12 protein-coding genes are annotated in these 11,373 nt (G+C 64.4%); 9 read left to right on the plus strand and 3 right to left on the minus strand.

What is annotated here, in order from left to right; all coding sequences use genetic code 11:
* The 5 genes from EOD07_RS08350 to EOD07_RS08370 all read left to right on the plus strand — a co-directional run.
* A partial coding sequence (locus EOD07_RS08350; RefSeq protein ID WP_127235001.1) for an aerobic carbon-monoxide dehydrogenase large subunit occupies nt 1-1,955 on the plus strand: 1,955 nt, incomplete at its 5' end.
* A gap of 30 nt (nt 1,956-1,985) precedes the next feature.
* On the plus strand, nt 1,986-2,867 hold the full coding sequence (locus tag EOD07_RS08355; RefSeq protein ID WP_127235004.1) for a MoxR family ATPase: 882 nt from the start codon (nt 1,986-1,988) through the stop codon (nt 2,865-2,867).
* Nucleotides 2,864-4,072, plus strand: coding sequence for a VWA domain-containing protein (locus EOD07_RS08360; protein ID WP_127235007.1), 1,209 nt, complete (start codon nt 2,864-2,866; stop codon nt 4,070-4,072). Before EOD07_RS08355 ends, EOD07_RS08360 begins: the two co-directional genes overlap by 4 nt.
* A gap of 11 nt (nt 4,073-4,083) precedes the next feature.
* Nucleotides 4,084-4,926, plus strand: coding sequence for an XdhC/CoxI family protein (locus EOD07_RS08365; RefSeq protein ID WP_127235010.1), 843 nt, complete (start codon nt 4,084-4,086; stop codon nt 4,924-4,926).
* A gap of 4 nt (nt 4,927-4,930) precedes the next feature.
* Nucleotides 4,931-5,389, plus strand: a complete 459-nt coding sequence (locus EOD07_RS08370; protein ID WP_127235021.1) for a carbon monoxide dehydrogenase subunit G — start codon at nt 4,931-4,933, stop codon at nt 5,387-5,389.
* Between the two features lie 40 nt (nt 5,390-5,429).
* Here the strand turns inward: EOD07_RS08370 and EOD07_RS08375 are convergent, their stop codons facing one another.
* The 3 genes from EOD07_RS08375 to EOD07_RS08385 form a co-directional block, all read right to left on the minus strand.
* Nucleotides 5,430-6,251, minus strand: coding sequence for a L,D-transpeptidase (locus EOD07_RS08375; RefSeq protein WP_040991313.1), 822 nt, complete (start codon nt 6,249-6,251; stop codon nt 5,430-5,432).
* Nucleotides 6,252-6,443: 192 nt separating this feature from the next.
* Nucleotides 6,444-7,415 carry a helix-turn-helix transcriptional regulator gene (locus EOD07_RS08380; RefSeq protein WP_052468338.1) on the minus strand — a complete coding sequence of 324 codons (972 nt, stop codon included), beginning with the start codon at nt 7,413-7,415 and terminating at the stop codon, nt 6,444-6,446.
* 119 nt (nt 7,416-7,534) lie between these two features.
* Nucleotides 7,535-8,197 carry a haloacid dehalogenase type II gene (locus tag EOD07_RS08385; protein ID WP_127235013.1) on the minus strand — a complete coding sequence of 221 codons (663 nt, stop codon included), beginning with the start codon at nt 8,195-8,197 and terminating at the stop codon, nt 7,535-7,537.
* A gap of 151 nt (nt 8,198-8,348) precedes the next feature.
* Between EOD07_RS08385 and EOD07_RS08390 the strand changes: the two genes are divergently transcribed.
* From EOD07_RS08390 to EOD07_RS08405, 4 genes are all read left to right on the plus strand, one after another.
* Nucleotides 8,349-9,227, plus strand: coding sequence for a branched-chain amino acid aminotransferase (locus EOD07_RS08390; RefSeq protein ID WP_073987091.1), 879 nt, complete (start codon nt 8,349-8,351; stop codon nt 9,225-9,227).
* Between the two features lie 210 nt (nt 9,228-9,437).
* Nucleotides 9,438-10,040 carry a superoxide dismutase gene (locus tag EOD07_RS08395; protein WP_040991319.1) on the plus strand — a complete coding sequence of 201 codons (603 nt, stop codon included), beginning with the start codon at nt 9,438-9,440 and terminating at the stop codon, nt 10,038-10,040.
* Between the two features lie 162 nt (nt 10,041-10,202).
* Nucleotides 10,203-10,640: a cytochrome c gene (locus EOD07_RS08400; RefSeq protein WP_127235016.1), complete on the plus strand. Its 438-nt coding sequence runs from the start codon at nt 10,203-10,205 to the stop codon at nt 10,638-10,640.
* A gap of 10 nt (nt 10,641-10,650) precedes the next feature.
* Nucleotides 10,651-11,373, plus strand: a 723-nt coding sequence (locus tag EOD07_RS08405) for a cytochrome c (RefSeq protein WP_127235018.1), incomplete at its 3' end; no start/stop codon positions are given.

An 11,373-nucleotide genomic window follows, 5' to 3' on the forward strand; every position in this document is an offset into this window, starting at 1 on the left:
TGCTGCGCGAGGACATCAAGGACAAGAAGGACGGCGCGCATGGGCCGCGCAAGCATCACAACCACATCTTCGAATGGACCGTCGGCGACAAGGAGCTGACTGATGCCGCCTTCAACAAGGCGGAAGTGACGATCAAGGAGATGATCTCCTATCACCGCACGCATCCGTCGCCGCTGGAGACCTGCCAGTGCGTCTGCTCCTTCGACAAGGTGAAGGGCGAGCTGACGATCTGGGGCACGTTTCAGGCGCCGCACGTCATCCGCACGGTGGTGTCGCTGATCGCCAAGCTGCCGGAGCAGAAGATCCACGTCATCGCCCCCGACATCGGCGGCGGCTTCGGCAACAAGGTCGGCGCCTATCCCGGCTATATCTGCGCGGCGGTCGCCTCGATCGTCACCGGCAAGCCGGTGAAGTGGGTCGAGGACCGCATCGAGAACCTGACCGCGACATCCTTCGCGCGCGACTACCATATGACGGCCGAGATCGCGGCGACCAGGGAAGGCAAGGTCACCGGCTTGCGCGTCCACGTGCTCGCCGACCACGGCGCGTTCGACGCCTGCGCCGATCCGTCGAAATGGCCGGCGGGTTTCTTCAACATCGTGACCGGATCCTACGACTTCCCGGTCGCCCATCTTGCCGTGGACGGCATCTACACCAACAAGGCTCCGGGCGGCGTCGCCTATCGCTGCTCGTTCCGGGTGACGGAAGCCGCCTACTGCATCGAGCGAGCGATGGACATCCTGGCGCAGAAGCTCGGCATGGATCCGGCGGAACTCCGGCTGAAGAATTTCGTCAAGCCGGAGCAGTTCCCCTACCACTCGGCGCTCGGCTGGGAATATGATTCCGGCGACTATCACACCGCCATGCGCAAGGCGATGGAGAGCGTGAAGTATGCCGAGCTGCGCCAGGAGCAGGCGGCCAAGCGCGAGGCCTTCAAGCGCGGCGAGACGCGCGAGATCATGGGCATCGGCGTATCCTTCTTCACCGAGATCGTCGGCGCCGGCCCGTCGAAGAACTGCGACATCCTCGGTATCGCCATGTTCGATTCCTGCGAGATCCGCCTGCACCCGACCGGCGCCGGTATCGCCCGCATGGGCACGAAATCGCAAGGCCAGGGCCACGAGACGACATGGGCGCAGATCATCGCCACCGAGATCGGCATCCCTGCCGACAACATCATGGTCGAGGAGGGCAACACCGACACCGCTCCCTATGGCTTGGGCACGTACGGTTCGCGCTCGACGCCGGTGGCGGGCGCCGCCATCGCCATGGCCGCGCGCAAGATCAAGGCCAAGGCGCAGATGATCGCCGCCTACAAGCTCGAGGTCCATGAGGACGATCTCGAATGGGACATAGACGGCTTCCGGGTAAAGGGCCTGCCGGAAAAATTCCTCGGCATGAAGGACATCTGCTGGATCGCCTACAACTCACCACCGCCCGGCATGGAGCCTGGACTGGAAGCGGTGAGCTATTACGATCCGCCCAACATGACCTATCCGTTCGGCGCCTATATCTGCGTCATGGACATCGACGTCGACACCGGCGTCTACAAGGTCCGCCGCTTCTACGCGCTCGACGATTGCGGCACGCGCATCAACCCGATGATCATCGAGGGGCAGGTGCATGGCGGGCTGACCGAAGCTTTCGCCATCGCGATGGGGCAGGAGATCCACTACGACGAGAGCGGCAACGTCACCACCGGCTCGTTCATGGATTTCTTCATCCCGACCGCGGTCGAGACGCCGAAATGGGAGACCGACTATACGGTGACGCCGTCGCCGCATCACCCGATCGGCGCCAAGGGCGTCGGCGAGAGCCCGAATGTCGGCGGCGTGCCCTGCTTCTCCAACGCCGTCAACGACGCCTTCTCCTTCCTCGGCTCCACGCATATCCAGATGCCGCATGATTACTGGCGCAACTGGAAGGCCGCCAGGGAACTTGGGGCGGTGGGCTAGGCGGAAAGGATGGTGGAGGAGCGTCCGCCGATGGCCTCACTCTCGCGCGATGCCGTAGCCGGCCGCCTCGCGGAGGCCGGCTACATCGCCGACGCCGAACTGGCGACGGCGATCGCCATCATGCAGTTGTTGCAGCGGCCGCTGCTGCTCGAAGGCGAGGCGGGCGTCGGCAAGACCGAAGTCGCGAAGGCGCTGGCCGCGGTGCATGGAACCGAGCTCATCCGCCTGCAGTGCTATGAGGGTCTCGACCAGTCGGCAGCACTCTATGAGTGGAACTATCAGCGCCAGTTGCTGGCCATCGAAGCGCATAAGGGCAGCAGCGATCCGGACCGGATCGAAGATGAGGTCTTTTCCGAGCGCTATCTTCTCGAGCGCCCGCTGCTGGCGGCGATCCGCCGCCCGACGCCGCCCGTGCTGCTGGTCGACGAGATCGATCGAGCCGACGAGGAATTCGAAGCCTTCCTGCTCGAGCTGCTCTCCGACTGGCAGGTGTCGATCCCCGAGCTCGGCACCATCAAGGCCAAGGCCATCCCGCATGTGGTGCTGACATCGAACGGCACGCGCGAGCTGTCCGACGCGCTGCGCCGCCGCTGCCTCTACCACTATCTCGACTATCCTGACGCCGAACGCGAGGCGCGCATCGTCATGGCGCGCATCCCGCGCGCTGGCGCGACGCTATCGCTGCAGATCGCGCGCATGGTCGAGGCGATCCGCAAGGAAGACTTGCGCAAGGTGCCGGGCGTCGCCGAGACGCTCGACTGGGCCGCGGCGCTGGTCGGACTCGAAGTCGAGAATCTGCACGACCGGCCGGAGACCGTGCACGAGACGCTGATGTGCCTGCTCAAGACGCGCGAGGACTCCGCGCGCATGGCGCGCGGAGTCACCGACCGGTTGCTGGGAAAAGTGGCATGAGCTGCTGCGGCACGCCTCCCACTCTCGAAGAGCTGGACGATGTCTCGCGCCTGGTCTCGACGAAGCTTGCCGCTTTCCTGAAGACGCTGCGGGAGGCCTCTTTCACCGTCGGCCTGCAGGAAGGCCAGGATGCCGCCAGATTGCTGGCTGCCGGTTACGGCAAGAGCGCCGGCCTGCTTCGCGCCGCCTTCAGGAACCTGTTCTCGGCCCGCAAGGCGGACTGGGAGAAATTCGACGGCATCTTCGATGCGTTCTGGCTGCGCAGGGGCGCGCGTTCGCGCACGGCCGCGGCGGGAGCGCCCGTCAATTCCAACAAGTCCTTGGTCAAGTCGCTTCGGAAAGCGTCCGAGCGCCAAGGAGCGGGCGAGGCGTTCGACCAGGTTCCTTCGAACGACCAGCCGGAAGAAGCGAGAAGCTCGGGCGAAGGCCGCTCCGAGGGCGCCACACGCGCCGAGACGCTGGCCGGCACCGATTTCCGCAAGCTCTCCGATCCCGCCGACATCGCCGAGGCCCATATGGTCGCCGCGCGGCTGGCGCGGGCGATGCGCGCCCGGCTCACCCGGCGCGACCTTGCGCGCCGCCGCGGCTACCGGCTGGACATCAGGCGCACCATCCATCGCAACATCAGCCATGGCGGCGCGCCGGTCAGCCTCGTCAGGCGCCAGCGCAAGGAAAAGCCGCTGCGACTGGTCGTGCTGCTCGACGCGTCCGGCTCGATGAGCATGTATACCGGCACGTTCCTGCGCTTCATCCACGGCGTGCTGGACGAATTCCGCGAGGCGGAGGCCTTCCTCTTCCACACGCGCCTCGCTCATGTCTCCGACGCGATGAAGGAGAAGGACGTGGCACGCGCGCTCGACCGTCTCTCGCTGCTGGCGCAGGGCGCCGGCGGCGGCACGCGGATCGGCGAAAGCCTGGCGACGTTCAACCGCTTCCATGCGGCGCGCGTCATCCATTCGCGCACCTGCGTCATGATCGTCTCGGACGGCTACGAGACCGGCGATGCCGCTTTGCTCGGCCGCGAGATGGCGCGGCTTGCCCGCCGCTGCCGCCGCATCGTCTGGCTCAATCCGATGATGGGCTGGGAAGGCTACGCGCCGGAGGCCGCCGGCATCAAGGCGGCGCTGCCGCATGTCGACCTCATGGCGCCGGCGCATACGCTGAAGGGCCTGGCGGCGCTCGAACCCTATCTGGCCAAGCTGTGACGGAGCCAAAGATGACCGCCCATGTCGATGTGCTGGATCTCATGTCGCGGCTCAAGGCGGCGGAAGAGCCGTTCGTCCTCGCAACCGTCGTGCGCACCGTGTCGGTCACGGCGGCCAAGGCCGGCGCCAAGGCGATCATCCGGCCTGACGGCCGGATCGAGGCGGGATGGATCGGCGGCGGCTGCGCGCGCGGCGCAACGCTGAAGGCCGCGCGCGAAGCGCTGGCTGACGGCCAGTCGCGCCTGGTCTCGATCCAGCCGGAAAACCTTTTGCAGGAGCTCGGCGTCAAGCCGGGCGAGGACCGCGACGGCATCAACTTCGCCAGGAACATGTGCCCGTCGCGCGGCACCATGGATGTCTTCGTCGAGCCCGTCCTGCCGAGGCCCGTTCTTGTCGTCCTGGGCTCCAGTCCGGTGGCGCAGGCGCTGGTCGAGCAGGCTCGGCCGCTCGGCTACCATGTCACGCTGGCGGCGCCGCTGGCGCATTTCGACACCATTCCGGAAGCGGATGAGCTGGTGGACGGCTTTGCGTCCGACACCTCTCATCAGGCGCGGCGCTTCGTGGTCGTCTCGACCCAGGGCAAGGGTGACGAAGCTGCGCTGAAAGAGGCCGTGGCGATAGACGCGGAATATCATGGATTTGTCGGCAGCCGCCGCAAGATGGCCTCGCTGCGCGAGAAGCTCACCGCCCAGGGCATCACGGCCGAGGCTGTGGGTCGCGTCAAGGCGCCGGCAGGGCTCGATATCGGCGCCATCACTCCTGAAGAGATCGCGCTGTCGATCCTTGCCGAAATCACCATTGAGCGCCGCCGTGGACAGCGGGGCACCCATCAACCAGCAACGGAAAGGGCGTGATCTCATGGATATGAATGGACAGGAGCGAATTCAGGCTCCCGTCGAGACTGTCTGGCGGGCACTCAACGACCCCGAGACGCTCAAATTATGCATTCCAGGCTGCGAGGCGCTGGAAAAGCAGTCGGACACCAATATGACGGCGACGGTCGTGCTGAAAATAGGGCCGATCAAGGCCCGCTTCGATGGCGAGGTGCAATTGAGCAATCTCGACCCACCGCGCGCCTATACGATCGGCGGAGAAGGGAAAGGCGGTATCGCCGGTTTTGCCAAGGGCCACGCCGACGTATCTCTGGCCGAAGACGGGCCCGATGCCACGATATTGTCCTATGTGGTCAGGGCCGATGTCGGAGGCCGGATCGCGCAGCTCGGTGGACGCCTGATCGATTCCACCGCCCGCAAACTCGCCGGGCAGTTCTTTATCAATCTGGGCGAGCGCCTGGCCGTGCAGCCCGTCCAAGCATGACGGACAAGGCGGTGACTTCGCCGCCTTGTCTCCCAACCGCTTAGAAAATCTCGTTGGTGAGCTGCTTCACCGGGCCGAGCAGGATCGAGCCCGTCGGCACGCCGTTGTCGATCGGGATCGCCTTGCGCTCCGGCATGTCCTCTTCCGGCGCGCCGATATTGGCCGTCACGATGACCGGCGTCTTGGTCGGCACGCGGTCGTAGAGGTCGATGATGTCCTGGTTGATCAGGCGCACGCAGCCCGACGATACCGACTTGCCGATCGACCACCATTCGGGCGAGCCGTGCAGGCGGTAGAGCGTGTCCTGGTTGCCCTGGAAGAGATAGAGCGCACGCGCCCCGAGCGGGTTCTTCAGGCCGCCCGGCATGCCGCCATTTTTGGCGCTGTATTGCGTCAGCTCCGGCTGGCGGGCGACCATCTCGTCCGGCGGCGTCCATTTCGGCCATTTCTGCTTCCACTGCACGACCGCGTCGCCCGACCATTCGAAGCCGGCACGGCCGAGGCCGACGCCGTAGCGGATCGCCTGGCCGCCCTCGCGCACCAGATAGAGGAAGTGGCCGGTGGTATCGACGACGATGGTGCCCGGGCGCTGTCCGGTCGGATCGGGAACGATCTGGCGCAAGAATCTGTGATCGATCTTGTTCACCGGGATGGCCGGCAGGTCGAAGCCATTATCCGACATCGCGCCATACATCGTCTCGTAATCGCCGAGCGGCGGCTCGACATAGGTGGGCGGCGGCGGCTGGATGGGAGCAGGGGCCGGACCGGTGGTGGTGCAGGCGGACACGGCGGCCGAAGCAGCGCCAAGGGCCGTGAAATTGAGGAAGCCACGGCGGCTGATGCGGAAGGAAGCGTCTGACATGGTTGCCTTTTCTAGGTCTTAATTCGCAAGAAAGCATGAATCCGCGGGCAGGTCGCCGGGGGCATTCATAACAGTCGGCGGCGATAGGCGGTTCCAATTCTGGCCTGAGGGTGGACAGAAAAAGGCGAAGCTGTGACCGTGCAGCGGCTGTTGCGCTGCAGCAACAGCGGCGTCAGACGCCTCGCCCTTGCTCTATTTTTCCGGCAGGCCCGCGGTCATCGCCAGATGGCGGACGTCGTTAGGGGCCGTCCCGTAGCGAAGCCTGAACTGGCGGTAGAAGGTGGAAGGCTCGACGAAGCCGGCCTCGAAGGCGATGTCGGCGATACGCCGCAGGACCTGCCGCCGGTCGATCAGGCAGCTGTGCACATAGGCCAGTCTGAGCTCTGTCAGGTAATCGGAAAAACTGGTGTTCTCGGCGGCGAACAACTGGCGGATATAACGAGTGCTGATGGCGAACTTACGCGCGACCTGGTCGACGTTCAGCCCCGGTTCATGGAATGCGGTGGAAAGGTGCTGCTTGATCGCGGCCAGTCGCGCCGCCCTGACACCGGACGACGCGGTATCGTGGCGCGCGCCGAGCGCTAGGACGAGCAAGTCGGTGACATGCCGGGAAATCAGCGCGGTCAGTGCCGGCGGTGCCGTGTCCGGTGACAGCGACGAAAGGTAGCTGAACAGCAGGCGATGCACCGGATTGCTGCCGTCGATGTAATCGGGGCGGATGTCATCCAGGTTCCTGACGAAGGGCGTCACCAGCGAACGCTTGAATTGTATCGCCATCGACCAGGTCGAATCTTCGGTGGAAACGGAGAAACGGCGATCGAGCGCCAGCAGCGCCGGAACCGCTGGCCGGGCTGCGAAATCGCCCAGGCCGGGCATCGAGACGTGGGAACCGCCCCTGTTCCACGACAACATGATGTCGTCGTTGCCGTCATCCATCAATTCGGCCGTCCGTTCCCATGCCATGAGGGAAACCGACCCTTTCGTGCACATCATATCGGGCAGAAGCACGGTCGTGCCATCGAACTTGAGCGTGTGGTCACGGTGCGGCGAAACCTCCATCCGCCTCTGGGTGCGCCCGCAAACATCGCGGATGAACGCTTCGCGATGCTGGACCGGAACGTCATCGAGGCTGAAGGATACGACGTTGTCGGCGCTTGAGAACACGCACCGTTCCCCCAGAACTGTTGATCGCCCTATGTATGATAGGGCCACGTACGATTTGCAACCAAAAGGTGTGTCAGGCGCGTGTGGCCCTGCGTGCAAACCGGCGTCGCCGACGCGTCTCAGACGCCCGCCAAGAGGCCCTCGAGCGAAGGCAGGATAAGTCCGGGCGGAAAGTCGCGGTATTCGTCCGGCTGGTTGGTCCGGTTGATCCAGACCGTGCGGAAACCGAATTTCGTCGCGCCGGCGACGTCCCAGCGGTTGGACGATTGGAAAGACACCGCGCCCGGGTAGAGCCGCCAGTTGGTGACCACCATGTCGTAGACCGACGGGTCGGTCTTGAAGCGCTTGACCGCATCGACCGAGAACACGTCGTCGAGGATCTGGTCGAGCGCCGCGGATTTGACCGCCGCGTCGAGCATCTCCGGCGAGCCGTTGGAGAGGATCGCGAGCTTCGCGCCCGAGGCCTTGAGCGCCTTCAGCACGGCCGGCACCTCCGGGTAGCAATCGAGCCGCCAGTAAGCTTCCAGCAGTTTCGTCCGCAGCGCCGGATCGGCCGAGGGCACCTTGCGCAAAGCGAAATCCAGCGCCTGCTCGGTCAGTTGCCAGAAGTCGGCGTATGAGCCTATCAGCGTCCTGACCCAGGAATATTCGAGCTGCTTGGCGCGCCAGATTTCCGACAGCAGCTGGCCATCCGGGCCGATCTCGCCGGCATGGCGGCGCACGGCGGCGTGCACGTCGAACAACGTTCCATAGGCGTCGAAGACATAGGCCGCATGATGCATGGAAAGAGTTTTGCGGCGGCAAGCCGCGCCGTGCAAGCGCTGATTGCCGTTAAGTACCGCTGGCCTCAACGATTTTCGGCCATGTCGGTTGACGCCGACCCTGAAAACATCGTCCTATGCCGGCCCGAAATCACTCATTTGGACGGCAAACATGACACTGGCGGCGGCGGCGCAAACCGCGACTTGGACCTATGTGGACGGCGACTGGTATGAAGGCAATGTCGCTATACTGGGGCCGCGCAGCCATGCCATGTGGCTCGGCACCAGCGTCTTCGACGGCGGCCGCTGGTTCGAAGGCGTCTCGCCCGACCTCGAGCTTCACGCCGCTCGCGTCAACGCTTCCGCGACCGCGCTTGGCCTGAAGCCTTCGATGACGACGCAAGAGATCGTCGGCCTGACCTGGGACGGCTTGAAGAAATTCGACGGCAAGACCGCGGTCTATATCAGGCCGATGTATTGGGCCGAGCATGGCGGCTATATGGGCGTGCCGGCCGACCCCGACTCGACACGCTTCTGCCTGTGCCTCTACGAGGCGCCGATGATTCCGCCATCCGGCTTCTCGGTCACGGTCTCGCCGTTCCGCCGCCCGACCATCGAGACCATGCCCACCAACGCCAAGGCGGGCTGCCTCTACCCCAACAATGGCCGCGCCATCCTGGAAGCCAAGGGCCGCGGCTTCGACAACGCGCTGGTGCTCGACATGCTGGGCAACGTTGCCGAGACCGGAACCTCCAACATCTTCCTGGTCAAGGACGGCCATGTGATGACGCCGGCGCCGAACGGCACCTTCCTGTCGGGCATCACCCGCTCGCGCACCATCAACCTGCTCGGCGACTACGGCTTCAGGACGATCGAGAAGACGCTTTCGGTTCGCGATTTCCTCGAAGCCGACGAGATATTCTCGACCGGCAACCACTCCAAGGTCGTGCCGGTCACCCGCATCGAGAACCGCGACCTGCAGCCCGGACCCGTGGCTAAGAAGGCGCGTGAGCTCTATTGGGAATGGGCGCATTCGGCGTCCGCCGCCTGAGCCGTCGGAGCGTTTTTCCGTTTCGCGGAAACGGCGAACCGCTCCATCTCCTTGTTTTGCGCAATTCCGGGCGGAAACCGTTTCACACTTTTCCCGGAATTGCTCTAAAAAGTCGCTCGGCGCTCCATTCCGGAGTTGCCCCGATCCATTCCAGACCTATCTTAGCTCGGTAGTATCACCGGACTTTTTTTCCTCGAGGGAGTACCATCAATGGCTTTTGAGTTGCCCGCTTTGCCTTATGACTACGAGGCCTTGCAGCCTTACATGTCGAAGGAGACGCTGGAGTATCATCACGACAAGCATCACAAGGCCTATGTCGACAACGGCAACAAGCTGGCCGCCGAGGCCGGAATGGGCGACCTGTCGGTCGAAGAGGTCGTGAAGCAGTCCTTCGGCAAGAACGCCGGGCTCTTCAACAACGCCGCCCAGCACTACAACCACATCCATTTCTGGAAGTGGATGAAGAAGGGCGGCGGCGGCAACAAGCTGCCCGGCGCGCTGCAGAAGGCTTTCGACAGCGACCTCGGCGGCTACGACAAGTTCAAGGCGGATTTCATCGCTGCCGGCACCACCCAGTTCGGCTCCGGCTGGGCCTGGGTCTCGGTCAAGAATGGCAAGCTCGAAATCTCCAAGACCCCGAACGGCGAGAACCCGCTGGTCCATGGCGGCTCGCCGATCCTCGGCGTCGACGTCTGGGAGCACTCCTATTACATCGACTACCGCAACGCGCGGCCGAAATACCTCGAGGCCTTCGTCGACAGCCTCATCAACTGGGACCATGTCCTGGAACTCTACGAGAAGGCCAAAGGCTGATCGATCTTACTGAAAAGCCCCGGCATGCCGGGGCTTTTCTTTTCGGGCGATGGAAACGGCAAGCCAGCAGGCAAAATCGTCACGGCGAGAGGGAATAATCCCGTTGTGACGTCCGTTAACGTTCAGTCGCGTACTCTCCTTCCTCACCACGGAGCCAATTGAATGAGAAAGCTTGTCCTCGCCATCTCTATGCTTGCCTTTGCCGGTTCGGTCGCTGTTGCCGATCCGATTCAGGATCGCCAGGCCCTGATGAAGGAGCGCGGCAAGCTCGCCGGCCAGTTGTCCAAAGTGGTCAAGGGCGAGGAGGATTTCGATGCCGCCGCCGTGCTGACGACGCTGAAGGCACTGCAGGCCAATGCCGAGAAGTTCGATGCCGAAAAGCTTTTCCCTGCCGGCTCCGACAAGGGCGACACGACGGCCGCGCCGAAGATCTGGGAAGATATGGCCGGCTTCAAGGCCGCCGAGGACAAGTTCCTGGCCAACACCAAGGAAGCAGTCGCCTCACCGCCGGGTGATGTCGATGGTCTGAAGGCGCAGCTCAACACGCTTGGCGGCGATTGCGGCGCTTGCCATCAGAGCTACAGGGTCAAGAAGGGCTGATCGCCTGACGATGGCCTGGTTGAGGAAGCTTGTCGGCGCCGTCATCGTGCTTGGCGGTGCCGGGGCGGTCGCCGGCTGGGTCCTGTCGGCGCCGGTCAGGCTGGACGCCGGCACCACCGCGCAACTCGGCCCCGGCGACGCCGTCAAGGGCAAGCGCATCTTCTACGCGGGGGGCTGCACCTCCTGCCACGCCAAACCGGGCGCCCAGGGCGACGCCCGCCTCGAACTCGCCGGTGGCCTGGAGCTGAAGACGCCGTTCGGAACCTTCGTTCCGCCCAACATCTCGCAAGACCGGAAGGACGGCATCGGCGCCTGGAGCGAGGAGGACTTCGCCAACGCCATGCTGAAGGGCGTTTCGCCTTCCGGCGAGCATTTCTACCCGGCCTTTCCCTATGCGTCCTATGCGCGCATGAAGCCGGCCGACATCGCCGATCTCTATGCCTTCATGAAGACGTTGCCGGCGGTTGCCGGCAAGGCGCCGGACCACAAGCTGTCCTTCCCCTTCACCATCCGCCGCGGCATCGGCCTTTGGAAGCTTCTCTATCTCAGCCCGGACCCGGTGATCGCGCTGCCCGGCGGCACGCCGGACAAGGTGCTGGCCGGGCGTTACCTGGTCGAGGGTCCCGGCCATTGCGGCGAATGCCACACGCCGCGCGATTTCGCCGGCGGCGTCAAGAAGAGCGAGTGGCTGGCGGGCGCCGTGGCGGCCGAGGGCTCGGGCGTCGTGCCCAAC

The sequence above is a fragment of the Mesorhizobium sp. M2C.T.Ca.TU.002.02.1.1 genome (assembly GCF_003997225.1).

Excerpts from the sequence above, each read along its gene's own strand:
- EOD07_RS08355 (WP_127235004.1), top strand. The coding sequence starts at position 1,986 with ATGGCCTCACTCTCGCGCGATGCCGTAGCCGGCCGCCTCGCGGAGGCC.
- EOD07_RS08360 (WP_127235007.1), top strand. The coding sequence starts at position 2,864 with ATGAGCTGCTGCGGCACGCCTCCCACTCTCGAAGAGCTGGACGATGTC.
- EOD07_RS08365 (WP_127235010.1), top strand. The coding sequence starts at position 4,084 with ATGACCGCCCATGTCGATGTGCTGGATCTCATGTCGCGGCTCAAGGCG.
- EOD07_RS08370 (WP_127235021.1), top strand. The coding sequence starts at position 4,931 with ATGGATATGAATGGACAGGAGCGAATTCAGGCTCCCGTCGAGACTGTC.
- EOD07_RS08375 (WP_040991313.1), bottom strand. The coding sequence starts at position 6,251 with ATGTCAGACGCTTCCTTCCGCATCAGCCGCCGTGGCTTCCTCAATTTC.
- EOD07_RS08385 (WP_127235013.1), bottom strand. The coding sequence starts at position 8,197 with ATGCATCATGCGGCCTATGTCTTCGACGCCTATGGAACGTTGTTCGAC.
- EOD07_RS08390 (WP_073987091.1), top strand. The coding sequence starts at position 8,349 with ATGACACTGGCGGCGGCGGCGCAAACCGCGACTTGGACCTATGTGGAC.
- EOD07_RS08395 (WP_040991319.1), top strand. The coding sequence starts at position 9,438 with ATGGCTTTTGAGTTGCCCGCTTTGCCTTATGACTACGAGGCCTTGCAG.
- EOD07_RS08400 (WP_127235016.1), top strand. The coding sequence starts at position 10,203 with ATGAGAAAGCTTGTCCTCGCCATCTCTATGCTTGCCTTTGCCGGTTCG.